Genomic DNA, 26,401 nt, shown 5'->3' on the forward strand with positions numbered 1-26,401 from the left:
CCATGCCCCACTCCCCCACGTCCGTGCGCCGCCAGGACCGCTCTTGGCCACGGGCGGTCGTGCGCGGCCTGTTCGCGCTCGTCGCGCTGGCCGCGCTGGTCGTCGGTGTGCCCGCGCTGCTGCTCGCCGTCGGCACGCTGCCCGCGACGGTGCCGACGCTGGACGAGGCACGCGAGGTGCTGCTGAGCCCGGACGATGACGGCTCGGGGCTGCTGGCCACGATGACTGTGGCCGCGTGGATCGCGTGGCTGTGGCTCGTGGTCCCCGTCCTGATCGAGATCGTCGCCGTCCTGGCGCGGCGTACGACCCCGCGGCTTCCGGGCATGGCAACCGGTCAGCGTCTGGCCGGGTTCCTGTTGGGCAGCATCGTGCTGGCCTCGCCTGCGGCCGCGGCCAGTGCAGCCACTCCGGCGGTCGCCGCCACCGCGACCCACGTGCCGTCTGCCGACCAGGCGACGAGCAGCCAGCAGAGCACCCCCGCCCCGGCTGCGGCCGCGGAGAAGGCGGCAGTAACTGCTGGAAATGTCCGGGAGTTCACCGTCGGAGCGGAGGACACCACCTGGTGGGAACTGGCCGAGCAGCTGCTGGGAGATGGCACTCGCTACACCGAATTGCAGCGTCTCAACCCGGAAGTGCCCACTACTGCCACGGTGGTGCCGCAGGGCACGACCCTGCGCGTGCCCGGCCACGCCGAGGTACACAGTGAGTCGACCGACACGGGCATCCGCACGCAGCTCGCCTCCAGCACACACGACGCCCCCAAGGAAGGCGGGGACGTGGTCACCGTGGAGGCTGGCGACTCCCTCTCGGAGATCGCGGCCGAGGAGCTCCACGACGGCAGCAAGTGGCCGCAGTTGTTCGAGGCCAGCCAGGGCACGGCGCAGCCCGACGGACTGCCGAAGATCACAGATCCGGATGTGATCTATCCAGGGCAGCAGGTCACGGTGCCGGGGGCAGCATCCGAGCGGCCCGACCATCCGAGCGAGGGCACGGAGGGCGGCTCCGGCACCGAGCACTCCGCTCCCCCGTCCTCGGACGACACTGAGCAAGCACCGGGTGCCGGCACGGGGGCTGGTGAGTCGGCGGCTCCCAGTGGTTCCGCTTCCTCGGGAACGGAGACTCCCGCTCCCAGCGAGTCGAGCCGTCCAGCCGAGCAGCCGAGCCAGGGCCAGGGCCAGGGTGCCGCGCCTACCGGACCTTCGACCGGCAACAACGCGTCGACGCCACCCGAATCGGGCGCGCCGTCGGCATCGGACACGCACACGAGGCCGGCGCCCGAGACCCCGTCGGCCGATACGCCCGCGTCGTCGCCTACAGGTCAAGTGCTGCAGCTGCGGATGGTGCTGGGCGCCGGTGCGCTACTTGCAGCCGCCGTAACCGGTGCTCTCGCCACGCGCCGCATGCTGCAGCGCCGGCGCCGCAAGCCCGGTGAGACGATCTCGATCGCCTCGGAGACCTCTTCTGCCGAGGCGCAGCTGGCGGCCGCCGCCGAGCCCGGCGGGTCGGCCCGTCTGGATGTGGCCCTGCGGACGATGGCCCACCGGCTGGAGGACGAGGCCGGCCTGCCCGGCCTGCGGGCCGCACGGATCGGGGCCCGCACGCTGGAGGTTCTGCGTGAGGACCTCGCGCTGGAGCCGCTGGCGCCGTTCACGGCGGGACGTGATGGGTGGTGGGTACTTCCGGGAGACGCCGAGCTCCTGGACGACGAGGCCGCCCGCGACGTGCCGGCACCGTATCCGGGGCTGGTGACCCTCGGCAGCACCGAGGACGGTGACCTCCTGCTGGTGAACTTGGCCCAGGTGCCCGCCCTGCTGCTCGACGGCGATCCGACGCGCATCACGGAAGTGTGCACGTCGCTCGCGGTGGAGATCGGGATGAGCCCGTGGGGCAGCGTGGTCGAGGTCGTCGCCGTCGGGTTCGGTGAGGACCTGCCCCGGCTGCTGCCGACCTCTCGGATCATGCACATGCGGGAGGCCGTACACGCCCTGCGGGATCTCTCCGAGCGACTGCTGGAGGTGCACCAGATGCCGGAGACCGGCCACCATCCCTATCTGCTGCTGTGCGCTGCCTCTCTCGACGAGGACACGGCCTGGCAGTTCGCCGACGTCATCGACAAGGCCCGGATTCCGGTCACGCTGATCGCACCGGCAGCTACGGCGGCCGCGCATTTCCCGGATGCTGAGATCCTCAACGCCGAGCTCGACGAGCCGCAGCAACTCGACTTCGCCGGTGCCGAGATCACGGTGCAGCGACTTGAGCGCGCCGCGTACCAGCAGATCACCACGGCGCTCGCCGTCTCGGGGCAGCCCGCCGCACCGGCCGAGGGCCCATGGGAGGACGTTCCGGACGAGCCCGAGCCCGAGATGACGCCCCCACCGGCCAGGGCGGAATCCGATGGCCACGCCGCTGGCGCCGACACCTACGCCGCTCACAAAGCCCCCGTGGCATCGGTGACGGTGCACACCGGCGAAGGCGACCACGAGAGCGACGTGTTCCCCGCCCTGCTGGCCGCGTCCGCGGACCCGGCCGGGCTGCGTCTCCTGCACACCGCGCCGCCTCACGGGAAGGGGGATCCCGACGAGGACCAGGCGCTCGTCGAAGACCCGGCAGAGGATGAAGTGGCGGAGGAACCGGCCGCTCAACTCCCGGAACCGGCGAACAGCGAGAGCGCAGAGGAGTCGGAGGCACACGATCTGCATGCCCCGGAGATCCGTGTCCTGGGCCCGGTCGAGGTGGACGGCGTGGCCGCCTCGGGACACGGCCCGCGGATCGCGCAGCTCGCCGCTTTGCTCTTCTTCCGGCCCGGTCGCTCCGCCGATGCGCTGTGCACCGACATGGACCCGCTCGCCCCGTGGAGTTCGAGCACCCTCAACGCGCGGCTGCGCGGCCTGCGCAGCGCCCTCGGCAATGACCCGGCCGGCGACGCGTACGTGCCGCGCCGCCGCACCGGCGAAGACCCGTATCGCCTCTCCCCCGCGGTGCGGTGTGACTGGACGAGGTTCCTCCAGCTCGCCGAGCGCGCGCTGCCCCAGGGACCCGCGGGTCTCCAGGACCTGGAGAAGGCCCTCGGGTTGGTGCGGGGGCGGCCGTTCGGTTCGAGGCCGCTGCCCTGGGCCGGGCCCTTCCAGCAGGAGATGATCACGCGGATCATCGACGTCGCCCACACGGTGGCCACGCACCGCACCCCGTCGGGCCCGCACCACGACCTCACCGCGGCCCGGCAGGCTATCGCGACCGGCCTCGACGTCGACAGCAGCGCCGAGCTCCTCTACAGGGACTGGATGCGAGTTGAGCACTCGGCCGGGAACCGCTCCGGCCTGCACACCGCCATCACTCAGGTCCAACAGGTCAACCGATCGCTGGACTGCGATCTTGAGATGGAGACGGAACAGCTGATCAACGATCTTCTCCACGGGACCGGATCAGCGCTGCGCAAGGCGCAGTAGACGGGGTGCGCAGGCTGCGCAGTGCGCTCTACCGGTGGGCGGAGACGTCCCGGGCGACGTAGGCGAGCAGTTCACGCACGGCCGTCTCGTTCGACGTGGGCGGCCGTGCCTGCCAGGCCTCCCGCGTCTCCCTCACGGTCTGCGCAACCGCGTGTACGTGCGCGGCGAGTTCGTCGTCCAGCGAGCTCGTCTCCCCGTCCTGCGTACGGCCGGTGACGACGACGGGCCCGTGGACCGGGTACAAGGGCATGCCTCGCCAGGCGCTCGCCAGGGCCCAGGCGGTGAGGTTGCTGTCGAGGCCGATCGATTGCCCGTTGCCGTGTACGTGCAGCAGGGCGTGCGGGTGGTACAGGCCTTGATCGACCGCCTCGGTCGACCCGACGTGGTCACGGATCGCGGAGCGCTCGCCGGCCTCCGGGAGGTCGAGTTCGGTGACGGTGCCGGCGGGGGCGATGAGCAGGGCTCGCATGGATCCTCCCGAGTTCGAGGGTGTGGGGTGCGCGCTGCGCAGGGCGGCGATTGCGCAGGTCGCCGGTGACACGGGCTGCGCAATGATCAAGAAAGCTGCGCAATGCATGGCTGACCAGGGGTTTCTTGCGATTGCGCAGCCTGTGAGGGCGGGTGGGATCAGCCCTTGCGCAGGTGCCGGGCAGCGGTCTCAACGTTGTGCTTGTGCATGGTGGTGCGTGAGGACCTGCCAGCGCCGTTCGAAGTCTTCGACCTGTTCGGCGAGGTAGGCGGTGGTGACGGGCTTGTTGTGCTGCGCAGTGATCCCCTGGGCTGCGCACTCCTGCGCAATGGCGTCGAGCGACGGAATGTCGCTGCGCACTCGCTGCTCGGCCCACAGGTTGTAGACCCGGAACGGCAGGAGGTAGCGGCGCAGGGTGGACGGGCTGACCGGCTTTCCCCCGCGCCCCTTCATGCCCTTCTTCTCCGCGAGGAAAGCGGACAGTTGCTCGGCCTCCTGCGTCGACGACTGGAGTTCGTCGCCGCGCTGCGTCTGGAACTCCGACCACGCCAGGTAGTACCGGTCGACGGTGGTGAGTTCAGCACCCGCAGCGGCTGGCTCTTCCTCCTCACCGGGCGGCGGAGCGTCGATGGGGGCGTCCACGCGGGGCCCGCGCTGGCCCTTGGCCGGCTGCGAGCCCACGCCAGCGGCCGCCGCTTCGGGCTCCTCTTCGCGCGGCAGAGGCTCGTCGGCCTGGTCCTCGTAGGGCTCGTCGGCTTTTTGACCGACGGGCGGGTCTACCTCGTCGAACTCACGCTGCTGGAAGGCATCGACGAAGGCCTTCAGGTCCCCGCCTGTGATGGGACGTCCGTCCGGGCCGGTGATGTTGTCCCGCTCGTAGACGTACGTGGCGAGCGCGGCCGCGTCGGGATAAGCGCCGTGTTCCTGCGCGTACATGAGCCAGGAGTTGTAGAAGTAGTCGTGCCAGGACAGTTCGTCGTCCGTCTGCTGCTCTTGGGCAGCGGGTTCGGGCGACGGACCGTAGCGCTGGTTGAGGACCTGGAGCAGAGGCTGCAGTTGTTCTTCGGTGAGCAGGCCGCCGGCGGCGGTGGTGATGCCGTGGTCTTGGAGCCAGTACGCGAACTGGGCGGCGGTGGGCTCGGTCTGGAAGTTCGCGACCCATGCCTGGTAGGCCTCGGCGAAGCCCTCGGCTGCATCCTGGTCGGTCGGCTCCGTATCGGGTGACGGGTCCGGTTCAGCGGGCGGGGCCTGCGTCTCGGGTTGGTCTGGTTCAGTGCGCCGTTGGCCCGGGTCTTCTTGTGGGGCGGCCGCGGCCTCGAGCGCGGGATCCTCCGCGCGGATCGGGGCGGGTGTCCGTTCGACGGTGAAGGTGAACTCGATCGGCAACTCGTCGATGCCCGCGGCAGCAAGGCCGGCGGGTGCCGTCTCGGCGAGAGGAACGCCGTACCGGGCCAGGCGCAGCGGCATCAGTGACTCGACCGGGGCCTTGCGGCGCCAGGCTCGGCCGAACCGGGAGCGGAGGCTGGTCTGGTAGACCAGGCGCTCCTGTTCGAGCCGGATGACCTGTTCGTAGGAGCGCAGTTCCCACAGCTTCATGCGGCGCCAGAGCAGGAAGGTGGGGACCGGGGAGAGGATCCAGCGGGTGAGGCGGACGCCCTCCATGTGCTTGTCGGCGGTGATGTCGGCGATCCGGCCGATGGCGTGCCGTGCTGCCTCGACGGCGACCACGAACAGGACCGGGATCACCGCGTGCATCGCGACGCCGAGCGGATCGCCCCAACTTGCTGCGCCGTTGAAGGCGATCGTGGCTGCCGTCAGCAGCCATGCTGTCTGGCGGAGGAGGGGGAAGGGGATGCGGATCCAAGTGAGCAACAGGTCCAGGGCGAGGAGGACACAGATGCCCGCGTCGATGCCGAGGGGGAAGACGTAGGCGAAGTTCCCGAAGCCTTTCCTGAGGGCCAGTTCACGAACGGCCGCGTACGATCCGGCGAAGCCGATCCCGGCGATGACGACCGCTCCGAAGACCACCACACCGATCAAGATCCGGTGGACCCGGGTCAGCGTGGGTATGCCGCCCTTCCCCGCGCTCACGTACCACTCCCCTGTTCGAGCCTCACTAATGAGCAGCTCTCACACTCCCACGATGTGTGGCGGGTTGTAGCGTCTCGCGGGCTGTCTGTTGAGGATCGTCAGCGAAAAGTGATCGCTTGGGCGCTCCTGTCGCAGCCCGTGCTGCTTCTTTACGCCGTAAAGACGCGACCCCCGGCAGGGGCTCCGGGGGTCGGGTGGTGGTCTTTACGGCGTAAAGCACTCATCGGTACAGACTCATCTGCCGACCGATCTTCGTGAAGGCCTTGGCGGCCCGGCAGTCCGGGGCGTAGAGCGTCACGGGCTGGCCGGCCGTGTACGCCTCGGGGACCTTGACATCGTCTCCGACCGTTTCCAGGACGATGTCGCCGTACGCCTCCCGGAGCTGGTCCTCCATGTCCTTGTAGACCTTGCCTTGCGACTTGTGATCGACGCCTTCGCTGATGACCACCCAGTCGATGCCCGTGGGCATGCCGGTGTGGCCGTACGACTTCACCACGTCGGCGATCTTGTCCTCAAGTTCCGTGAGGCCGCGGGCCTCCTTCTCCTGGGACTTGGTGCAGCCGACGACTTCGCCACCGGCGATGATCGCTCCTATCGTCGCGAGCTTCACGTCGCCAGGGCAGTCGAAGATGATGACGTCGAAGCGCCCTTTGAGTTCACCGATCAGTCGGAACATCCAGAGTTCCCGCGCGGTCTCCGCCGCGAGCTTGAACTCCAGTTCATCGAGCTTCTTCGACTCAAGGACGACCCACAGATTGGGGATCACTTCCTTGGTCTTGCTGTTCTTGGCGGGTAGGACCGCCTCGGCGAGCGAGCAGATCTTGTCCACCACGTCGTACAGGGTGGGGAGATCCTCGTCTCCGTCCGGGTCGTCGTACCCGAGCAGCCGAGAAATGTCCCGCTGTTTGTCGAGTCCGATGACGCAGACGCGCTTCTTCTTCTTGGCTGCGGCGTAGGCCAGAGCGGCGGCGGTCGTCGACTTCCCGGATCCTGCGGAGCCGTTGGTGCACACGAGCACGCGGGTCTCGCGTCCCGTGTCCTCCGGGAGGTGAGTATCTGTGGTCACGAAAGGTCTCCGTCGTTACGCAGTGAGGGCGGGCTCGGCGTCGTCGGCCGGCTGGTAGTCGGTATGCGTGCCCAGCCAGTCCAAGTAAGCGCTGGCGTGGGCGGCGTCGTTGCCGCCGTTGCGCGACATGTGGATCTCGCAGCGCGCGAGTGAGAGTGCGAGTGCGGCCCTCGCCTGTCGGCCCTTGCCCTCATCGCCGGGAAGCGTCGGGAGGCTCAGAGATGAGGCACCGACGCCTGCTTCGCTGAGCCACTGAGAGGCGAGCGCGACAGCTTCATCCGGGTCGATGGAGGTCTGCAGGGCGATGATGTGGAGCCGGGATGCGTCCTCACTGAAATCCATGACGGTCGCCTGGCATGCTTCTCGCCGCGCCTTCGCAGCCTCGTCCAGTGCATCCACCCCGGTGCCGCCTTGCCGAGGGACCGCCTTCTTTGCCGGTTTCCGGCCGGCCCCATCGTTCCCCCGCCCCTTGTCCGGCTTGGGCTCCGAATCACGGGCCGCGGCAAGCTCCTTCTCTGTCTCCCAGGCAGCGAGCTGGCGGTCACGGTCCTTGATCGTGCCGAGGGACCGGGCCAACTCGATCGTCATGCCAGGGGTGCGCTGCTCAAGGGCCTGGCGGACCTCAGGCTGGAGGTTGTGCAGCCGGCGGCGCTGGGAGACCCATCCAGCACTCTTCCCGAGGACCTTGCCGACCGCGTCGTACGTCCCGAATTCCTTCTTGAGCTCTTCAATGGTCGCGAGCTCCTCGAACGGCTTGAGCTCCTCGCGCGAGAGGTTCTCCGTGGCAGCCGCGACCAGGATGTCCTTGCGTGTTGTGGCTTTCCTGTTCACCAGGATGGGGACCGTCTTCCGGCCGGCGAGCCGTGCAGCACCAAGCCGCCGGTTACCGCCGATGACGACGAACCGGGCGCTACCAACTTCTTCCGCGTTCTCCGGGAAGGCGTTGTTGAACACATCGGCCGGGACCACCGCGCACGACTGGAGCAGGCCGACCGACTCGTAGGTACTCGCAAGTCCTTCGAGCCCCTCAAGCTCCTCGCGCGCGTTGCGGGGGTTGTGGGCGAGGTCTTCGATCGGTGCGTCGAAGGCGTCGCCTGAGGCATTCTGCTCGCCTGCAGCGCTCCTTTGCGCCTCCTCCGCGGCACGCCGCCGCTCGTCCTCTTTCAGCTTGCGCCGCTCCGCCACGGTCAGATCGTTCTGGGCGCCGGCCATGCATGCTCCTGGGGTGGTACTCGATGGGAGATGGGGTTTCTCGGGCTGGAGCTTAACGAGCGCGGCGCCTCATGGCTCGCACTCCCCCGGTCTTTACGCCGTAAAGACCGGGGTCGCGAGGTGTCGCAGGGCCTGGTGGCAGACCTGGTGTCCGCCATCGGCACACTGCCCAGCGTGTCAACTGGGCAATCCGAATCACCCCCCTGAGCGCTGGCCGCTGCCGCAGGGCTTCACTCGCACGGGGTTCCAGGCACGGAGCGTGCTGTGTCAGCACGGAGGTCTCCCCTGCCCGGTCGGGCACAGCAGGCTCTTTACGCCGTAAAGATCGGCCCTGAAACACGAAGAGCCCCGCACCCTGGAGACGTGTCCAGGGTGCGGGGCTCTTCGTGGTGTGGGTCGGCCGGGGGGCTGCGAGGCGCACGGGACGAGTGGGCGGGCCTCACTCGGAAGCGAACTCGCTGTGCATCGCGTCGTACATGGTGCAGGCAGCGCGCCAGATGGAACTCGCCCGGTCGTGCCCCTCTTGTGCCTGGAGCCGTGCCCACAGGTCGGGGAAGTCGTGCCCCATCACCGCGCTCGGTTCCTCCTCATCCATCGTGCTGGCGAGCTGGAAGGGATCCGTCGGGACGCGGGGATCCTGGTACGTGAGGTCCGGCCGGAACGGCTGAACGGTCACGGTGGTGCCGTCCACGTGCTGGGTGCTGCACATCTGGAGGCGCAGGCTACTCGCCACCGAGGTCGCCTGGTGCGGGTACGCGTAGGGACCCAGCCGGATGTCGGGGAGGCCGGGGCGCATGATGACCACGGCCAGCGCAGTGCTGGGCTCGCTCTGCCACGGCGGGGTGGTTGGGACCTGGGTGCTCGGCGGTGTCCAGTGGGCAGGTGTCCGGGCCTTGCTCAGCCTGAGCGGGTGGTGGGGCTGACCCAGTCGGGTGACTGCGAGGGCGCTGAGTCGGTGCATGTGAGGCAGCGCGAGGGCTTGAGTGATGCGGTCCGGTCGGGCATGGGTGCCCCATCCGCCGACGAGTGGCCCGCCTGAGTCCTCGGCGGTGGCTGCTGCGGCGTACAGGAAGGCGTCGTTCTCGGGGCCCACCGGATCTTCGACCGTCCGTAATTCGATCGGCTTGGTCGCCCGCCAGGCGTACAGGTTGACGATGAGCAGTGCGCCGCAGCCCCAGCTCCGGGCGTAACGGATGCAGTGCCGGCTGGTGGGATCGTCAGTGGTCCCATCAGCGGTACTGGGGTTCAGCAGCACGAACACTGCTGTGGGGCCGGTGTTCTTCCATTGCCGCACCAGCAGATAGCGGTACTGGCCGCAGTCCGAGATGACTGCGGAGCGCCGTATCTCTGGGGCCGCGGTGGGGGTCTGTTCGGGGGATTCCATGGCTGTCCGTTCGTACGGCGGGTGGTCGCGAAGGTGTCGTGGCTTTGAGTGGGGCCGCCAGGCCGAAGGCCGCGACGGGAATCGGGGGCGGCCTGACGCGGGGACTTGAGGGGGATGGCACGGGCTGGTTCCCGTGGTGCGCTCGTCTGCATCACGGGGCTAGGTCTTCGGCGATCGGCCCGTGTTCGGCGACGAGGACACGCCACCGGATCCAGTGCGAGCCCGTGCATGTCCAGCGGGTTAGGCCGCGAGTCCAGCGGCGTCCGTCACGGTCCCGTACGGCGCGCACGCCGGCGGGGGCCTGGAACGAGCCGGGTCCGTCAGGGGCCCAGGTACGAGCGGCTGTACTGGTCACGGGGCGGGTGTGGTGGCCTCTTGCTGCGCCGCTCCTTCAGCGGCCAGCAGCCGGTCGACTGTGGGCTCGTCGACGCACAGGGCGTAGGCGATCTCGTGTCGGGGCCAGTTCTGCGCGGCGTACTCGCGGGCCAGGGCCCTCCAGACGGCGGCGCGGTCGCCGGGTTCGATGTAGTCGGTGCTGTCGCGCATTGCTGCCTCCGTAAGTTGTTGGGCGGCCCGGGAGGGCCGGGTGTGGCTCATTGCTGCTTGCCTTCAGTGGCTTCCAAGGAGTGGCCGCCCGGCTCTCCGGGGCGCCCTGGCTGCTGATTGAGATGTGCGCGCCGTGTGCGGTCGCTGATTACGGAGATGACAGCGGGGTGTTCCTCGGGCCGACGGCATGCTGTGCGGAACGAGGAGGGGCAAGTGGGCAAGCGACCTGGCTGCGTGTGGTGCGGCATCGACGCGGGCAAGGGCCATCACTGGGCAGCGGTGGTCGACGAGACCGGTGCCACGCTGTGGTCGAAGAAGATCGACAACGACGAGTCGGCCATCCTGGCCGCCCTCGGCGAGATCCTCGACCTGGCGGACGAAGTCCACTGGGCGGTGGACATCTCCGGCACGTCCTCCGCACTGCTGCTCGCCCTGCTCGCGGCCCACGGCCAGCAGGCCGTCTACGTGCCCGGCCGCACCGTCAACCGCATGTCTGGCGCCTACCGGGGCGAGGCCAAGACCGACGCCCGCGACGCCTACGTCATCGCCGAAGCAACCAGACAGCGGCGGGACTTCGCCACCATCGACGTGCCCGCCCAGCTGGCCGCCGACCTGGCCCTGCTGACCGCTCACCGCTCGGACCTGGTGGCCGACCGGGTACGGATGATCAACCGGCTGCGTGACGTGCTGACCGGTGTCTTCCCCGCACTGGAACGGGCCTTCGACTACTCCGCCCACAAAGGCGCGCTGGTCCTGCTGACCGGCTACCAGACTCCGGCGGCGATCCGTCGCCGTGGCCGGGCACGGCTGACGGCCTGGCTGGCCAACCGCAGCGTGCGGGGCGCCGACGATGTCGCTGCGACCGCACTCGAAGCCGCCCGAGCCCAGCAGACCGCGCTGCCCGGCGAGGATGTCGCCGCGCAGATCGTCGCCGACCTGGCCACACAGATCCTGGCCCTGGACGAACGGCTCAAGCGGATCGACAAACGGATCCGCGACACCTTCCGCGGCCATCCGCAGGCAGAGATCATCGAGTCGCTGCCCGGCATGGGCCCGATACTCGGCGCCGAGTTCGTCGTCGCGGCCGGTGACCTGACGGCGTACGCGGACGCCGGCCACCTCGCCTCGGCAGCCGGGCTGGTCCCTGTTCCACGCGACTCCGGCCGCCGGACCGGCAACCTGCACCGTCCCAAGCGCTACAGCCGCCGCCTGCGACGCGTCTTCTACCTGTCCGCGCAGACCAGCATCATCCGCGAAGGCCCCAACCGGGACTTCTACCTCAGGAAGCGCGGCGAGGGCTGCAAACACGTCCAGGCCGTCATCGCTCTGGCCCGCCGACGAGCCGACGTGCTGTGGGCCCTCCTGCGCGACGGACGACTCTTCACCCCCGCCCCACCGGTCACGCAGGCGCCTTGACTTCGTCATTGAGACTCCCTGAAGGCAGGTTGTCGATGGGTACGGCCGTGGCCTTGTTCGGCCGTGGACCGTCTGTGTGGGTGTGCTGCCCTTCCCCCACTCCCCCGGTGAGACGGCTCGGAAGTCTTTACGCCGTAAAGACGGAGGAGATCGTCCTTGTCCACGAGCTACGGCCAGGAGATGGGTCGGGGGCAGGTGTCGACGTAGAGGAGCGCAAGAAGCTAGGCCCCGCAGCCACTCCAGCGATTCGGGGCGGCTGCGGGGCCTAGCTGATCGTGCTGCTCACACGGCTGGGTTGGATGTGGCGAGCAGGTCGTGTCCGTACGCCTGCATCCACGCCGTGCAGAGGTCGTGGTCGGGGTTGGCCGGGGCGGTCGGCCAGATGCGGCGCCAGGTCGGGCGCCGGCCTTCCATCGCGACCTGGTCGAGGCGGTCGTGGTCGTCACAGTCGCCCGCGGGCCAGTGCTCGAAGAGGACCAGCGGGCCGGGGAGGCTGGAGGCGAGCTCGGTCCAGATCTCGCCCGCGCTGTTGGTTGTGGAGGCTCCGAGGCCGGTTTCCGTGACGATGGCGACGTGGCCTTCGTCTCCGGCCTTCCAGACCCGGAGGTGAGCGATGCCTCCGCCGGCTGCGCACGCCGATCGGTAAGACCAGGCGGGATCGTCACGGATGAGAGCTGCCCGCGCGTCGGGGACCGGGGGCAGCGGGAGGAAGGGGGGCGGTGCGGTCGAGTCCATTCGTGTCTCCCGAGGTCGGGGCTGGCGCCCATGTTGTCAGCCGGGCTGCCGATCATCTGGCAGGTCTCCAGGGCGGGTATCAACGGTGCGGGTGTCGTCGGCGGGCGGTGGAGGAGGAGCGTGCGGAGGCTGGCGGTCTTTACGGCGTAAAGGCCGCAGGGGGAGTCAGCCTTCGGATGCTGACGCCCGGGCAGGGCTGAGGGGCGGCACGGCGTCATGCAGTTGGCCGTCGAGGAGGCGCCCGGCCTTCTTCTTGCCGAGGCGGACCATCTCGACGCGATGGCCGAGTTCGTCGACCGGGTCTCCCACCAGGGCGTGGCCGCGCTGATTCCCGCCGATTGCGATGCGGCCGGACGGTGCCCACTCTCCCCATTGCTTGAGGAAGTAGGGAGTGCCCGCCGCGTTGCACTGGTCCCGGAGGATGCGGGCCCAAGCCGGGTTCATCGGGCGGGCCTTGCTACCAGATTCGCCGCCGGCGATGACCCAGTTGATGCCCGCGCCGGTGGTGACGTCGGCCAGGTACGGCTCCAGATCGATCTGCTCCACGAGCGGTTCGCAGGACAGGAACCGGACGCTCGCGTTGACCTTGAGGAGGAGAGGGATGCGTTCCTCGGCGTAGCGCTGGTCTTCGACGCTCGTGCCGATCCATACGTGGTCCGGCCACGCGTCGCTCCACGGGGCCATGGTGGCGATGTTCTCTGGCCGCTTGGTCAGCAGCTGCCAGCGCAGCCAGGGGGTCTGTCCGATGAGCTGCCAGAGTCGTTCGCGGGCCTCGGTGACCTGGGGATGGTCTTCGAATACGTCGGCCATGGAGGCCGTGAAGACGCGGCGGGGTCGGCCGGTGTCCTTCGCCTGGCGGTTCCAGGCGAGGGGCTTTCGCCAGTACTGGTCGGAGAGCATCCGGCGCTCGCCGCCGCGGTGGAAGAGGTCGAGGCCCCAGCGGCGGGCGAATTGGTCCGCGTAGCAGTTCTTGCATCCGGGTGAGACCCGCGAGCATCCCCACCACGGGTTGAAGGTGTGGTCCGTCCATTCGATGGAGGTGTTGTCACCCACGGGTCTGTTCTCCTGCGTGGCTATGGGTTGTGGTCGTCTCGGGGGTTGGGGTGTGCGTGAGGTAGGAGGCGTACGCGGCCTCCGCGAAGCGCCAGGCGGCCGGTGTGTGTCGCTTGGGTCGCCACGGCTCGGGTTCAACGAGTGTTTCGAGCTCGCCGTTGCCGTGGTCGAGGAAGACGCCGACTCCCCAGAGGTTCGCCTCGGACAGCAGGTAGCTGCGGCGGGGCGGTGTGGGGGTGACGACAGCGCGGGTGCAGAACGGCGCGTAGGAGGTTGTCCGACCGATGCTGTCGCGGGTGCAGGTGGCGTGGACGGTGGCGAGGTCGACGCGGCAGGGGCGTATGGCGTGCCGGGTGACGATGCCGAGGGTCAGGTCCAGGATCCCGGCGGGGGCGCGCCGTACGTCGGCCTGCTGCCGCTCGGTCAGGTCATCGTGGGGAACGGGGATGCCGGGTGGGAGGGACATGAGGGTATCCAGCAGGGCACAGTGCGAGTCGTTGATGTGCCCGAGGCCGGCCTCCTGGCGGCGCGCGTGCTCAGCGGCGTCGATCGTCAGGTGCAGGGTGGCGGCGCGGTAGCCGCGCGGCGACGGCGCCTGTACAGAGCCGGTCACGTGCACGTCCTGGTCCTCTCGGGGTGGTTGGCCAGTTCCAGGAGCACGGTTGCGTGGCAGTGGTCGTCCTCGCCGTCGCCGGGCAGTGGGCACGTGCAGGCCAGGTCACGGTTTTCGAGGCGCCACAGGTCGGTGTGGACCCGGCGCCGGTCGAAGGTCCTCTTGCCGACGCGGTAGGTGTCGGGGCCTTCGCCGTGCAGCCAGGCCCGGTAGCGGCTGCTGGCTTCCTTGCGGGCTTCGCTGGGCGAGGCCAGGCGCTGCGTGGTGCCGTCCGGGGCGAGGAGAGCGACGTCGTCGACGATGCGCCACGGATTGCCGTAGCGGCTGCTGCGGTCGACACACCTCGCGCTTCCAGCGCGCCAGTTCTTGGTTCGCTTGCGCTGGATGCGAGTTGGCCCCACGGCCTGTTGGGAGAGGAGTGCCATTGCGTCTCATCCTCCTGGTTCGGGCCCGGTCGGGAGGGGCGCGTTACCAACGCGCACAGATCTGGGCGGGGCGGAGTGGTAGGCGCAGCGGAGGGGGCCCTGCGGCGAGGCAGGGCGGCTCCGGGAACGATTCCTGGGTTCTTTACGGCGTAAAGAACCGGGCCTCGCGCCGGTCGGAGTCGCGAGCGCGAGACCCGGGGAGGGGCTGGGGTTCAGCCGGTGAGGCGGACTGGCATGAGGAGATAGCGCAGCGCCTGGTCGTCCGTGTCGTGGCCGCGCAGGAGGGCGGGCTTGGTGGCGCTGACGAAGTTGAAGTCGACGGAGTCGGCGGTGAGGGCGGTGAGACCGTCGAGTAGGAAGCCGGGGTTGAAGGCAACGGAGATTTCACCGCCTTCGAGGGTGGTGTCCACGGTGTCGACAGCCTGAGCTTCGTCGCTGGTGCCGGCCTCCAGTCGGAGTGTGTTGTCGGCGGTGAAGGTGAGCCGCACCGGGGATTCCTTGCTGGCGACCAGGGCGACGCGCTGGACCGCGGCCTTGAGTGCGGTGATCTCCACGGTTGCGGTGTGGTTGAACTCGGTCGGGAACAATTCCTTGAACTTGGGCAGGTCGCCGTCCAGGGCGCGCAGGGTGGTGGTGCTGTGCTCGCCGCGCACCGTGAACAGGCTGTCGGCCCCGGCGACGCCGGCGAGGGTGAGATCGATGGTGGTGTCGGCGGCGGCGGTCTTGGCGGCGTCCAGGAGGGTCTTGCCCGGGGCGAGTGCGGTGCAGTCGGCGGCTAGGTCGCTGTTCTTCCAGGGCACGGTGCGCACAGCGAACCGGTAGCGGTCGGTGGCGGCCAGGGTCAGGGTGCCGTCCTTTTGGTCGTGGCGCAGCTGAATGCCGGTGAGGACGGGAAGGGTGTCGTCCCTGCCGACCGCGCACGCGACTTGGGCGACGGCTTCGGCGAACGCCGGGCCGGCCAGTGTGCCCGAGGGACTTCCGGGTTCGGGGAGGGTCGGGTACTCGCCGAGGGGCAGGGTGGGCAGCGTGAACCGCGCGGCTCCGGCGAGGAGGACCATGCGGGGGCCGGTGAGTTCGAGGTGCACGTCCCCGTGGACCTTGGCGACGATGTCGGACAACAACCGCCCGCTGACCAGGGCACGCCCCTTCTTGGTGACGGTGGCGGCGACCGAGGTGTCCGCGGAGACCTCGTAGTTGAAGCCGCTGACGCGCAGTTGGCCGTTGCTCGCGTCCAGCCGAAGCCCGGCAAGGACGGGGACGGGGGGCCGGGCGGGGAGGCCGCGGGAGGCGTAGCCGATGGCGGCGGCGAGGGCGGAGTGTTCCACGATGAGCTTCACGAACGGCTTCCTGTCTGTGGTGTTGCGGTCGGGGGATTCAGGCCTGGAAGGGAGTTGGCCCTCTGTGGACTCTGGCCTGGAGGGAGTGGGGTGTGACGGGGCCTAGGCGGCGAGCCGCATTGCGAGGTCCGGGTTGGCGGTGGCGACCTGGTCGAGCAGTGGCCGCCTGGGGGTCCACAGGCCCTGCATCCCGCGGGCCTTGACCGGCTGGAGGCGCCGCACGTTGGTGAGCTCCCAGTGGAAACAGCCTGGCTCCGACCAGGGGGTGCACTGGCCGTCGTCGGGGTGAATGCCGGTGAGGTCGGCGATCGCGACGACGAATCCCTTCACCGGCTGGTAGTCGTCGGGCAGTGCCTCGCGTACGGCGGGCAGTTTCAGTGCCGTCTCGTCGAGGGTGAGCCCGCCGTGGATGAGCAGGGTGCCGCGCCAACTCCTGGTCCAGCTGCGGTTCTCGATCCGTTTGGCGATCGCCTCGTCCTCCAGGGCGATCAGGTCGGACCAGGGCGGATGGATGGTCAGTGCGCGGATGGTGGTGGGTTCGTCATGCGGGGACAGGCTGGCCTGACCGGGTGTGTGCCACTCCGGCATTGCGTTCTCCTTCAGCAAGGTGATGGTCAGCGGCCTCGATGGAGCCTGTGCGTGGGGGCTATGACTGCTGGTTGAGGTATTCGAGGGCGCGCTGCAGCAGCGGGCGGTGCGCGGCGTAGAGAGTGCGTCCGGCTGCGGTGACCGCTGCCGTGAGCTGGTCGAGGGAGCCGAACGGGAACCAGCACACGTCCGCTGCGTCGTCACCGGCGGTTGCGGTGACCTGTCCAGGCAGCTGGAAGAGCGCGCTGGTGGACGCAACCCAGGCGTGGTCGGTAGTGCGCCAGTCGTCGACGACCTGGCGGCCGAGGATGGTGGGCTGCTGGTCGGTGAGGTCGATACCGGTTTCCTCGCGCAGCTCGCGCACCAGGGCGTTCGGGGCCGTCTCGCCCGGATCGACCATGCCCCCCGGGATGGCCTCCACCCCGATGTCGTCGCGGGTGATCAGCAGCACCCACCGCTGCTCACTGGTCCCGGCGACCACGATGGGGTCGGCGGCTTGGTTTTCGCCCCATCGGCCGAGGTTGCGCCCGGTGCGACCGGTGCGACCGTGCGGGTGCAGCGGCCTCCCCTGCTCATCGAGTTCGAAGGGCACCAGGGCGTCGGCCTGGCGCTGCTCCCAGTCCCGCACCATGTCCGGCGTGGCGTGCGGCTCGGCCCAGCCGGGCACGTGCTGGGTGAGCGCCAGTGGCCGCAGCTCGGGCGGCGTGATCGTCACCGGCGCGTACTCCGGCCAGCTCACCGACCAGCAGCGCAGTTCTTCGGGGACGGTCACGCCGGGGTGGTCGACCGGGGCGTAGCCGTCCGGCTCCACGACGTCAGCGGCGTTGCGGGTCGTATTCATGATTCCTCCCGATACGGGGCTTCAGAAACAGGCACTTGAGCCGATTGGCTCTGTCCCAGCGCGGGGTCATGCGGGCGGGACGGGGGGGGAGGGCATCCGGGGCGGCCGGGCTCGGAGGTCGACGGCCGCCCCGGGCCGGACGGGGGCTATGCGCGAGTGCGAGTGCTGCGGCGGCCGCGGCGACCGGCGGGCTGCCGGTGGAGGGTGCGTTCGGCGTCTGCGATGCGCTGCCTGGCTCGGGCCTGGGCCTCGAAGCGGGCTTCGAGGGGTGCGCACTGCTCGCAAGGTGATTCGCGGCGGGCCTGGTGGCAGCCGAAGCCCTCGACGGTGCCGTGCGGGGCGGTCACGTTGTGCAGGGCGGCGAGGCGGTACAGGTCGTCGGGTGCGATGTCGGTACGCAGCTTGATGTCGTCGGCGGGGAAGCCGGCGGCCAGGAGGTGGAGGGCAACGGCGGTGGTGAGGTCCAGCGGGTTTGCGGGGGTGGCGGGTATCGCCATCGGAAGTCCTTCGGTCACGGGGTGCGGTGGTTCAGTGGGCGGTTGGTTCGCTGGCGCGGACGAGGCGCAGTGCCGGGCGCTGCGAGGGAGGGGGCGCAGGGTCGGCGAAGGCCTCGTGCTCCGGGTCTTCGGGCTGGACCGTGAGCACGACCAGGCGCAGGGGCGTGGTCGGCTGGTCGGGCAGGGAGAGGTAGCCGGTGACCTTGAGCGGGGCTCCGGGCGGGAGCGCGGCGACGTCGGCCGCGTAGAAGGGATCGGCCAGGGAACAAGGGAGGACCGCTTCGCGGACGTCGTGTTCCTGCGGGGTGAGCTCCTGGCCGTCGTCGCCCTCGGGTGCGAGCAGCAGGCGGAATCGGGCCTCGCCGTCGTCGAGGACGGCTTGCTCGGCGAGCGCGCCAGTGAGCGTGATCTCAGGAGTGTTGTTCATCGGTGCCCCTCCTTTTCCTGGGCAAGGGGTTCGCGGGTCTGGTCGCGCTTGTCGCCGGCGGCCGCCGTGAGAGCGGCGCGCAGGGCGGCTGCGGTGAGCTGGTAGCCGGCGATGGGGTAGAGAGCGCAGGCGTACGCGATGTCGATCACGTGAGGCCTCCTGTCTCGCCGGAGGCGGTGGGGTGCTCGTAGGCGTGGATGAGGTCGCTGATCTCCGACGGGTCATCGGTCACGCCGACCTGTTCGCCGCTCTCGTGCCACACGTGGGTGAGGCCGTCGGGCTCGTAGAGGGTCACGTAGGAGGCGTAGCGCTCGACGAACGGTGTGACCTCCTCGTCGGTGGGGTCGGTGAGCAGCGTGGGGTGGAGGACGTCGATCGTGTGGACCTCCAGCCATATGGCGCCGTCCGGTGTCTGGGGGAGGCGGAGGTGGCCGGTGACGCGGAGCAGGTCTCCCCGCTTGCGTTCGGTCAGGACGGAGACGGCCAGGACCGGGTTGTGCACGACGCAGGGCAGCACGGCCTCGTCGACGCGGTCTTCGTCCGCCGCCAGGTGGATGCGGAAACGGGCGACGTCGTCCCGTGTGCCGGGCAGGGTCTCCTCGTCGAGGAAGCCCTCCAGGATCACGGCGTTGTCCTGCGAGTTCATCGGCTTACCCCCTGTGTCGGCTGAAGGCTCGCTTCGGTGCCGGTGGTCGCGGTGGTGCGGCGCGGGGCGCGGTGGCCGCGTCCGCCTCGGGCCTTCTTGACGGCGTACATGGCTTCGTCCACGCGCTTGAGCACGGTGGATGCGGACGGCTGCTCCAGGTCGGCGATCGCGACGATGCCGATGGAGGCAGTGACAGTGAGGGGGCCGCCGGGCCACGGCACGGGCTGGGCGAGCTCGTGGGCCAGGCCGTCGGTGAAGGCCGCCACGTCGGTGTCGTCGAGCGTGAGGGTGGCGACGAACTCGTCTCCACCGAGGCGGCCGCACTCGGTGTGCCGTCCGCCGTGTTGGGCGGTGAAGTCGGCCAGACGTGCGCCGGTTGCCCGCAGGACGGCGTCGCCGGCCGGGTGGCCGAAGACGTCGTTGACCGGCTTGAAGCCGTCCAGGTCGAGCATGAGCACGTGGGTGGCCTGGTGCCGGCGGATCAGCCGGTCGGTGCGGCGCATCCACGGCATGCGGGTCCACAGGCGGCTGAGCGGGTCGCGGCGCGCGGCGCGCAGTTTGTAGCCCAGCAGTCCGGTGGTCAGGGCCCAACCTGCAGTGGGGAGGGCCGCGGCGATGACCTCGGTGATCACGGGGTCACCTCGTCCGGGTCGACGGCGCGGACGACGGCGAAGCAGTCGTCGGTGAGGCTGAAGTGGACGTGGGCGCCGTCCCCGAGGCGGATGGCGGCCATCTTGGCGGCGGCGTCGGATCGCGGCTGGCCTCCGCCGTAGGAGTCGAGACGCCGGGCACGGCGACCGCCGCAGGTCTTGCACCCGGGCGCGCTGAAGGTGGCAGCGACCTGTCCGGGGTGGGTGGTTGCGGTGCTGGTGCTGGCTGTGGTCATCTCGTGAGACCTCCTTCGTTGGGGGAGCAGGGCGCGCCCGGTGCTTGCAGGCCAGGGGCGCGCCCTGCGCATGTGCGGTTCAGGTGCAGCCGGATCACGTCCGGTGTGTGAGCGCGGCGGATTCATCTCGCCGGGCGGGGGCCGTCAGCGTCTTTACGGCGTAAAGGCCAGAGGGCTCAGAAGGCGGCGGCAGCCGCGAGGAACGCATGGTCCGCGGTGATGGCGCGGTGTCGGCGAGCGTCCATCTCTGCCCGGGTGACCGTCGATAGATCCTCGCCGCGCGGCTTCACCGCGTAAGTCGCGTCGACCGCGGCATCGGCCAGTCGCAGCAGTTCCGTACTGCGGGTCAAGACGCGCAGCTCGTACAGGCGGAGCGTGACGTCGTCGCGGGAGGCGTTGCTCGTGTCGTTGGCAGCCTCCGTCTCGCGGGGGTCCGAGTCCTCCCGCCGGGCTATCTCCCAGCGTTTGTAGAGGTGCCCGCGGTGGACGGAGAGCTGGAACGCGAACCGGGCTGCAGTGGTGCGAAGTTGATCCTTGCGGGTGGTGTTCCGCTGGATGAGGATGCCGCCGAAGCCGGCGACCAGGGTGCCTGTCACGGCGACGAGGCTGGCGAGTACGACGTCCATCGGGGCCTCCGGTCAGCCGACGGTGAAGCGGTGGCTGTCGCAGCTGTCGCACCACGGTTCGTCGGGTGCGCCGCCGAGATAGACGTCCTGCAGGTCTGCCGCGTCGGTGACCTTCACCCACGTTGGGCCCGGGCAACCGTCGGTGCAGGCCTCGTTGAGGCGGGCTTGCCAGTGGTGGTCGTAGGGGTCACCGTCGTCCATCCAGCGCACCGTCATCTCGCGGTCGGCTACGGCGAAGGTGCCGGTGGCGAAGCCGTGCTCGCGCCCGTGGTGCCAGGCGAACACGGCGGCCAGGTCCTCGCCGAAGGTGCGCCGTACGTCGGCGAGCGGGTCGGGGTCGGCGGTGGCCGAGCGGCTCAGCAGCAGGCCGAGCAGGTCGAGTTCGTCGGCGTAGTACGCGTGGTGGAAGCCCTCGTCGATCAACTGGTCCGGGGTGGGCACGCCGACCGCCTGGCGGGTGACGGCGTCGGGCGGCACCTGCTTGGTCTCCGTGCGCGTCTCCTGCCGGGCCAGGCATTCCTCCACCGGGACGCGGAAGACGATCGCCACGGTGGTCATCCCCCAGTGCCGGGCACGCCGGAGCAGGTAGGCGCGCACGTCGCGCTCGCTGTTCGTGGAGTCGGCCAGGACGGGCAGCTTTCGGGTGAGGCGGGCGTCCAGAAATTCGCGGAACACCACGCTCGCGATCGGGGTCGCGGTCTGGTCTCCGGGCGATCCGGTGGCCTGCCAGCGGTAGTTGTCCAGTTCGAGCCGCCAGTCGGCCGGGAACGCCCGGGCGACGCGGCTCTTGCCGCTGCCGGCGGCGCCGATCATCGCGAGTAGCAACGGGCCGTCGGGCAGGGAGAGCGGGGCGAGTACGGACTCGCTCTGGGAGCGCACGCAGTCCTCCAAGAAGGGCGTCGGAGGCGCACGGAGGACTGGCATTGGAGCCGCCTGCCCCTCGTGCGCAGGATCAGGTGGTGGCGGTCGCCGCAGTGGATGTGGAGGTGATCCGCCATCCAAGGGAGCCGGCTGGTCTGGCCGGTCCTCCGCACCGTCCCGATCCGGGATGGATCGGGCCAGCACGGGGAGCCGTCAGCAGCGGGAGGCGCTGTTGTCGGTGGGAATGTTGCCGCGCAGCAGGTCGACGCGAGTCGCGGTGCGCGCGGTCTGCCCGGCCAGCCGGAGCAGCCCCTTCGCGCCAGCCGCGACGGGCTTGCGGTAGATGAGCCGGGCGGTGAACTGGCTGGCCTGCCGGGCCAGTTCACCTGCCTGCCCGGCGAGGTTGCCGAGCTGCTGCTCGGCGGCGTCCAGGTCCACGGGCTCCCCGCCGTCCGAGAGGGGCGGAACCGACTCGAGTTGGTCGAGCAGGCCCCTCATCAGCTTCTTCATGGCGTGACCGGCGTCGGTGAGGTCGGCACACGACAGCCAGTGGTCGAGGTGGCGGTGGCCCGCCAGGTCGACCGGGAACACGGCGGTCGGGGTCACCCAGTCCCAGTCGACCCAGGCCTGCAGGATGATGCGGTTCGCGACCGGGTCGGGGGTGGCACACATGGCGCGGCCTTCCCGGGTGCGCAGCAGTGCGCCGCAGCCGTCGGCGGCCGGCTCCGGTATCCAGGCTTCCCCGAAGCGCAGGCGCAGCAGGGAGGCGAGGCGTTCGACGGGATCGGGAGCGAGGCTGAGATCGAGGTCCTTCATCAGCGGCCGCCCTTGCGGGTGGCGAGCCAGGTGGTGACCGCGGCGGCGCCGACGCCGATGACCCGGTGAAGCGCGGCATCGAGTTCGATCCACGCGGTGCCGGGCCCGTTGATCTCCTTCTTCGGGGTGTCGTCCTTGTCCAGGCGGACCGCCTGGCAGTGCTCGATGTAGCCGGTCTGGCGCGCTTTCTTCGCGAGCCACAGGAAGAAGGCGCCGCGGTCGATCGCGGCGTGGGTCACGCCGTTGATGGCGGCCCCGGCCAGAAGGGCAGAGGCCGGAACGCGGTAGCCGAACGCGCGGGTGAGGCCGGTGGCCGCGCCGGTCTGGATCGCGGTGTATGTGGCGACGTGAAGGGCGACGGCCCGGCGGCCTCGTGCGCTGGCGGTCATGGTCGGCTCGGCTGACCGAGCGGTGTCCTCCGCGTCGACGGGGCGGCCGTCGCGGGAAACGAGCTGCGGGCCGTAGAGGCGCTTGCAGCGGGCAGTTTCACTTCCCTGGGCCCAGTGGTCACAGAAGGGGTGGATCTCGCCGAAGGCGGCGAGGAGGCTGCCGAAAAGCGCCAGTCGCTCGATAGCGCGGGTTCGGATCATGGTCGGGTGTGCTCCTCAACTGGTGGATTCGACACAGGGGTTGTCGGGTCAGGCCGAGGCCCTACGACAGACGTGTGCTGTCCGGTGGCGGCTGATCAGCTCACGGCTGGCGGGGCTGGGAAGGGAGGACGCGTCACGTGCGCGGCCGACGCACCGGTGAACTCGGGCCGTTCCGCACGAGCTCGTGGATCAACTCCGGCGCGGCAGCCGTTCTTTACGCCGTAAAGAACGGCTCTGCTGCAGTTGTGCGCGCTGGGCGCGATCCGCTCTGCCGGGCCTCCGCACCGTCCCGGCCTGCGAGGGACCGGGGCGGCACAGGGGGCCGGCAGGGTCAGACCGCGACCGGCTCGCCCTTCAGCTCGCGGGTGACGTGCTGCTCCAGGAGGTCACGCACCTGCTCCAGGGACGTGACGGGGACCGGCTCGTGCCCGGTCTCGGGGGTGGCGAAGGAGTACAGGTGGGCAGGGTGGCTCCCGCTCTCGTCCTTCTCGTAGTACACGTACGCGCCATCAGCGAGACGGAACAGGGCGCTGGTGCCGTCGACGCCCACCCACAGCTCCGTCTTGTGCAGCAGGGCGTGTGCGGGGTCGACCTTCCCCGAGTACATCGCGGCCTGGTAGGCGGCACCGGCCGCCGCCGCCTCGGTCAGGAGCTCCAGGACGTCGTCGGTGTTGCTGGGAAGCGTCGGCTCCTCCGCGCTCTGCTCGGACGCCGGTGTGGCCGGGGACGGCGAGGTGCGGGCGCGCAGCGACGCCATGAACGAGTCGAGGAGGTCATTGACTCCGGCGGCGAGGCCGAGCCCGAAGACTCCGGCGGACACTCCGGCCCAAGCGGGCGGGAGACCCGGCGCGTTGAAGGCCACCCAGCCGCCGACTCCGGCGACCGCCGCCAGGAGGATGAACTCGAGGCCTTCCACTGCGACGGCACCGCCACGCGCGGCGCCGGTTCGCGTGATCTTACTCATGAGGTTGTGCTCCTTCTGGAGTCGGGAGAGGTGGAAAAACGCAGGTGGGCCACCTGATCTGGGATCAGGCGGCCTAGAGGTGTTGCGGTCTGGAACTCGGACGTCGGTCCGGTGTCGGGATGCGAAGGCGAGTAGGAGGCCATTGAGGTACCGCACCCTGAGCCCCCGACCACGCGGGCGACCATCAGCCCCGACCACCGGTCACACTGAGGCAACGTGCTACCTGGGCTGCCGTGGTCGGGGTGATGGTCGGGCCGACCATGGCGGACCCGGGCACTGGAGTGCTCGGCCCATGCTCTGGTCGCACCCTGTACCGCCGCGGAGTACCGGCTGGCGGCCGGATCCCAGGCAGCGGGTCAGTGCGGTGGTGCCCGGCTCACGGCGTCCACGCTGCAGCGGGAGCGGCTCATCGCAGCTACGCTCCGCCAGCCCCGGTTTGGACCCGCTCTTGGAGGCGGTCGGTGTCCGCGTCTTCTCCTTGCGCACTGCCGGGGACGGAGCGGAGCGTTGCCAACACCCCGTCCAGCTCGTCCGGCTTCACGAGGACGTTGCGCGCCTTGGAACCCTCGCTGGGCCCGACGATGTTGCGGGACTCCATGAGGTCCATCAGCCGTCCGGCCTTGGCGAAGCCGACCCGGAGCTTGCGCTGGAGCATCGAGGTCGATCCGAACTGGGTGGAGACGACCAGTTCGGCCGCCTCGCACAGCAGGTCCAGGTCGTCGCCGATGTCCTCGTCGATCTCCCTCTTCTGCTTGGTGTCCACGACGACGTCGTCCCGGAAGTCGGGTGCCATCTTGTCCTTGCAGTGCTGGACGACTGCCGCGATCTCGTCCTCGTTCACGAAGGCGCCCTGCATTCGGGCGGGTGTGTTCGCGCCCATCGGCAGGAACAGCCCGTCTCCCTTGCCGATCAGCTTCTCGGCGCCGGGCTGGTCGAGGATGACCCGCGAGTCGGTGAGCGAGGCGGTGGCGAAGGCGAGCCGCGAGGGCACGTTCGCCTTGATCAGACCGGTGACGACGTCCACCGAGGGCCGCTGGGTGGCGAGCACCAGGTGGATGCCGGCCGCGCGCGCGAGCTGCGTGATGCGCACGATCGCGTCCTCAACGTCCCTAGGCGCGACCATCATCAGGTCGGCGAGTTCGTCGACGATCACCAACAGGTACGGGTACGGCGTGAGCTCCCGCTCGTTGCCCGCCGGCGCCTTCACCTTGCCGCTTCGTACGGCTGCGTTGAAGTCGTCGATGTGCCGGAAGCCGTACGCCGCCAGGTCGTCGTAGCGCAGGTCCATCTCCCGTACGACCCACTGCAGCGCCTCGGCGGCCCGCTTCGGATTGGTGATGATCGGCGTGATCAGGTGCGGGATGCCCTCGTACGCGGTCAGCTCGACCCGCTTGGGGTCGATCAGGACCATGCGCACGTCCTCGGGGGTCGCGCGCACCATGACGGACGTGATCAAGCAGTTGATGCACGACGACTTACCGGACCCGGTGGCTCCGGCGACCAGGATGTGCGGCATCTTCGCGAGGTTGGCCATGACGTATCCGCCCTCGACGTCCTTGCCGAGCGCGACCAGCAGCGGGTGGTCGTCCTCGGCGGCCGCCGCGAGCCTCAGCACGTCGCCGAGGTTGACCATCTCGCGGTCGGTGTTGGGGATCTCGATGCCGACCGCGGACTTGCCCGGGATCGGGCTGATGATCCGCACGTCCGGGCTGGCGACGGCGTACGCGATGTTCTTCGTCAGCGCGGTGATCCGCTCCACCTTCACGGCCGGGCCGAGCTCGACCTCGTAGCGCGTGACCGTCGGCCCGCGAGTGAAGCCGGTGACGCGGGCGTCGACCTTGAACTCGGTGAAGAGGTTCGAGAGCGAGGCGACGACCGCGTCGTTGGCGGCGCTGCGCGCTTTACCGGGACCCCCACGCGTGAGGAGGTCGAGCGCCGGCAGGGAGTAGGTCATGTCGTTGGACAGCTGGAGCTGCTCGGCGCGCGCGGGAGGATTGCGCTCCTCGCCAGCGGTCGGCGCCTTGGTGAGGTCGGGGACGACCCGGGGGGACGGCACCATCCGGTGCGGCTGAGCGGCGGCGGGCGCCGGTGTTGCTGCGGCCGCGAGTTTCCCGCGCCGTGGGAGTGCCTCCTGCTGCACTCCGCCGGAGTCGTTCGCCTCCCCGGCGGGCCCGCTGCGGCTGGAGCGTGCGGGCATCGCCTCGCGCCTCTGTTCCGCGTGTCGCTCGTCGTTGCCGGGCACGTCGGCCGGTTGCCCCTGGAGGACGCCGAGGTGCGCGCCGAGCGCCCGCAGGCGCTGCGGGATGGCGTTGACCGGGGTGGCCGTGACGACCAGCAGCCCGAAGGCGATGAGCAGCACCAGCAGCGGTACGGCCAGCACGTCGCCCATGCTGTACGTCAGCGGGGTTGCGACGCCCCATCCGATCAGGCCGCCAGCGTCCCGTAGGGCCTGCATGCTGTCGCTGCGAGCCGGCGAGCCGCAGGCGATGTGGACCAGCCCGAGAACGCCGATGACCAAGACGGACAGGCCGATGACGACACGGCCGTCGCCCTCGGACTTCTCCGTGTGCCGGATGAAGCGCACGGCGATGGCGCCGAGCAGTACCGGGACCAGCAGGTCGAGGCGGCCGAAGCAGCCGGTCACCAGGACCTCCACGAGGTCGCCGACCGGACCCCGCAGGTCGGCCCAGGTGCCCACGGCGACGATCAGCGCGCTGGCGAGCAGGAGCAGCGCGGCGCCGTCCTTGCGGTGCGCCGGATCGAGGTTCCTGGCGCTCCGCCCCATGCTGCGGAAGAGCCAGTACACGATCCTGGTGCTCGGCGCTGGCTTCGCCGCGGCCCTCTTGGTGGAGGTCCTCTTCGCGGC

At 69.9% G+C, this 26,401-nt stretch carries 27 protein-coding genes; 2 read left to right on the top strand and 25 right to left on the bottom strand.

Going from position 1 to position 26,401, the window contains the following annotated elements:
• Positions 1–2 precede the first annotated feature (2 nt).
• Complete coding sequence (locus EF387_RS32880; RefSeq protein WP_128380312.1) at positions 3–3,446, top strand: AfsR/SARP family transcriptional regulator; 3,444 nt, start codon at positions 3–5, stop codon at positions 3,444–3,446.
• Positions 3,447–3,474: 28 nt separating this feature from the next.
• Here the strand turns inward: EF387_RS32880 and EF387_RS32885 are convergent, their stop codons facing one another.
• The 6 genes from EF387_RS32885 to EF387_RS32910 all read right to left on the bottom strand — a co-directional run bounded on the left by EF387_RS32885 (position 3,475) and on the right by EF387_RS32910 (position 10,214).
• A complete protein-coding gene (locus EF387_RS32885) occupies positions 3,475–3,915 on the bottom strand; it encodes a hypothetical protein (protein ID WP_128380313.1) in 441 nt (146 codons plus the stop codon).
• A 189-nt stretch (positions 3,916–4,104) separates the two neighbouring features.
• Positions 4,105–6,006: a DUF2637 domain-containing protein gene (locus EF387_RS48705; protein WP_238431834.1), complete on the bottom strand. Its 1,902-nt coding sequence runs from the start codon at positions 6,004–6,006 to the stop codon at positions 4,105–4,107.
• A 220-nt stretch (positions 6,007–6,226) separates the two neighbouring features.
• Positions 6,227–7,072, bottom strand: coding sequence for a ParA family protein (locus EF387_RS32895; protein ID WP_128380314.1), 846 nt, complete (start codon positions 7,070–7,072; stop codon positions 6,227–6,229).
• 15 nt (positions 7,073–7,087) lie between these two features.
• A complete protein-coding gene (locus EF387_RS32900; protein ID WP_128380315.1) occupies positions 7,088–8,284 on the bottom strand; it encodes a ParB/RepB/Spo0J family partition protein in 1,197 nt (398 codons plus the stop codon).
• 439 nt (positions 8,285–8,723) lie between these two features.
• Positions 8,724–9,668 (bottom strand): DUF1643 domain-containing protein, encoded by a 945-nt coding sequence (locus tag EF387_RS32905; protein WP_128380316.1) that lies wholly within the window; start codon positions 9,666–9,668, stop codon positions 8,724–8,726.
• Positions 9,669–10,019: 351 nt separating this feature from the next.
• Positions 10,020–10,214 carry a helix-turn-helix domain-containing protein gene (locus tag EF387_RS32910; RefSeq protein ID WP_128380317.1) on the bottom strand — a complete coding sequence of 65 codons (195 nt, stop codon included), beginning with the start codon at positions 10,212–10,214 and terminating at the stop codon, positions 10,020–10,022.
• A gap of 213 nt (positions 10,215–10,427) precedes the next feature.
• Here EF387_RS32910 and EF387_RS32915 point away from each other — a divergent pair, with 213 nt between their 5' ends.
• Positions 10,428–11,630 carry an IS110 family RNA-guided transposase gene (locus tag EF387_RS32915; RefSeq protein ID WP_128380318.1) on the top strand — a complete coding sequence of 401 codons (1,203 nt, stop codon included), beginning with the start codon at positions 10,428–10,430 and terminating at the stop codon, positions 11,628–11,630.
• Positions 11,631–11,912: 282 nt separating this feature from the next.
• Here the strand turns inward: EF387_RS32915 and EF387_RS32920 are convergent, their stop codons facing one another.
• The 19 genes from EF387_RS32920 to EF387_RS33005 form a co-directional block, all read right to left on the bottom strand.
• Positions 11,913–12,365, bottom strand: a complete 453-nt coding sequence (locus EF387_RS32920; RefSeq protein ID WP_128380319.1) for a hypothetical protein — start codon at positions 12,363–12,365, stop codon at positions 11,913–11,915.
• Positions 12,366–12,530: 165 nt separating this feature from the next.
• Positions 12,531–13,418 (bottom strand): DUF5131 family protein, encoded by an 888-nt coding sequence (locus EF387_RS32925; protein ID WP_128380320.1) that lies wholly within the window; start codon positions 13,416–13,418, stop codon positions 12,531–12,533.
• Positions 13,411–14,031, bottom strand: coding sequence for a hypothetical protein (locus EF387_RS32930; RefSeq protein ID WP_128380321.1), 621 nt, complete (start codon positions 14,029–14,031; stop codon positions 13,411–13,413). The genes EF387_RS32925 and EF387_RS32930 overlap by 8 nt, the downstream gene beginning before the upstream one ends.
• Positions 14,028–14,456, bottom strand: a complete 429-nt coding sequence (locus EF387_RS32935) for a DUF4326 domain-containing protein (protein WP_128380322.1) — start codon at positions 14,454–14,456, stop codon at positions 14,028–14,030. The genes EF387_RS32930 and EF387_RS32935 overlap by 4 nt, the downstream gene beginning before the upstream one ends.
• A 212-nt stretch (positions 14,457–14,668) precedes the next feature.
• Positions 14,669–15,793: a DNA polymerase III subunit beta gene (gene dnaN, locus EF387_RS32940; protein ID WP_128380323.1), complete on the bottom strand. Its 1,125-nt coding sequence runs from the start codon at positions 15,791–15,793 to the stop codon at positions 14,669–14,671.
• A 102-nt stretch (positions 15,794–15,895) separates the two neighbouring features.
• Positions 15,896–16,381 (bottom strand): ASCH domain-containing protein, encoded by a 486-nt coding sequence (locus tag EF387_RS32945; protein WP_128380324.1) that lies wholly within the window; start codon positions 16,379–16,381, stop codon positions 15,896–15,898.
• Positions 16,382–16,439: 58 nt separating this feature from the next.
• Complete coding sequence (locus EF387_RS32950) at positions 16,440–17,222, bottom strand: NUDIX domain-containing protein (RefSeq protein WP_128380325.1); 783 nt, start codon at positions 17,220–17,222, stop codon at positions 16,440–16,442.
• A 146-nt stretch (positions 17,223–17,368) separates the two neighbouring features.
• The gene (locus EF387_RS32955; protein WP_128380326.1) at positions 17,369–17,719 is read right to left on the bottom strand and encodes a hypothetical protein; all 351 of its coding nucleotides are present in this window, start codon (positions 17,717–17,719) and stop codon (positions 17,369–17,371) included.
• 31 nt (positions 17,720–17,750) lie between these two features.
• Complete coding sequence (locus EF387_RS32960) at positions 17,751–18,146, bottom strand: hypothetical protein (RefSeq protein WP_128380327.1); 396 nt, start codon at positions 18,144–18,146, stop codon at positions 17,751–17,753.
• Positions 18,143–18,295, bottom strand: a complete 153-nt coding sequence (locus EF387_RS46800; RefSeq protein ID WP_155589795.1) for a hypothetical protein — start codon at positions 18,293–18,295, stop codon at positions 18,143–18,145. Before EF387_RS46800 ends, EF387_RS32960 begins: the two co-directional genes overlap by 4 nt.
• Positions 18,292–18,792: a hypothetical protein gene (locus tag EF387_RS32965; RefSeq protein WP_128380328.1), complete on the bottom strand. Its 501-nt coding sequence runs from the start codon at positions 18,790–18,792 to the stop codon at positions 18,292–18,294. The genes EF387_RS46800 and EF387_RS32965 overlap by 4 nt, the downstream gene beginning before the upstream one ends.
• Positions 18,789–19,424: a GGDEF domain-containing protein gene (locus EF387_RS32970; protein WP_128380329.1), complete on the bottom strand. Its 636-nt coding sequence runs from the start codon at positions 19,422–19,424 to the stop codon at positions 18,789–18,791. Before EF387_RS32970 ends, EF387_RS32965 begins: the two co-directional genes overlap by 4 nt.
• Complete coding sequence (locus EF387_RS32975; protein ID WP_128380330.1) at positions 19,421–19,678, bottom strand: hypothetical protein; 258 nt, start codon at positions 19,676–19,678, stop codon at positions 19,421–19,423. Before EF387_RS32975 ends, EF387_RS32970 begins: the two co-directional genes overlap by 4 nt.
• A 176-nt stretch (positions 19,679–19,854) precedes the next feature.
• The gene (locus EF387_RS32980; RefSeq protein ID WP_128380331.1) at positions 19,855–20,304 is read right to left on the bottom strand and encodes a hypothetical protein; all 450 of its coding nucleotides are present in this window, start codon (positions 20,302–20,304) and stop codon (positions 19,855–19,857) included.
• A gap of 12 nt (positions 20,305–20,316) precedes the next feature.
• Positions 20,317–21,183 (bottom strand): ATP-binding protein, encoded by an 867-nt coding sequence (locus EF387_RS32985; protein ID WP_162467247.1) that lies wholly within the window; start codon positions 21,181–21,183, stop codon positions 20,317–20,319.
• Between the two features lie 195 nt (positions 21,184–21,378).
• On the bottom strand, positions 21,379–21,981 hold the full coding sequence (locus tag EF387_RS32990) for a hypothetical protein (protein ID WP_128380333.1): 603 nt from the start codon (positions 21,979–21,981) through the stop codon (positions 21,379–21,381).
• Positions 21,981–22,571 (bottom strand): hypothetical protein, encoded by a 591-nt coding sequence (locus EF387_RS32995; RefSeq protein ID WP_128380334.1) that lies wholly within the window; start codon positions 22,569–22,571, stop codon positions 21,981–21,983. Before EF387_RS32995 ends, EF387_RS32990 begins: the two co-directional genes overlap by 1 nt.
• A gap of 331 nt (positions 22,572–22,902) precedes the next feature.
• Positions 22,903–23,535 carry a hypothetical protein gene (locus EF387_RS33000; protein WP_128380335.1) on the bottom strand — a complete coding sequence of 211 codons (633 nt, stop codon included), beginning with the start codon at positions 23,533–23,535 and terminating at the stop codon, positions 22,903–22,905.
• A 415-nt stretch (positions 23,536–23,950) separates the two neighbouring features.
• Positions 23,951–26,341, bottom strand: coding sequence for a DNA translocase FtsK (locus EF387_RS33005; RefSeq protein ID WP_238431835.1), 2,391 nt, complete (start codon positions 26,339–26,341; stop codon positions 23,951–23,953).
• Positions 26,342–26,401: the final 60 nt, after the last annotated feature.

The organism is Streptomyces cavernae (assembly GCF_004023625.1).
In the GTDB taxonomy this organism is placed as follows: Bacteria; Actinomycetota; Actinomycetes; order Streptomycetales; family Streptomycetaceae; genus Streptomyces; species Streptomyces cavernae.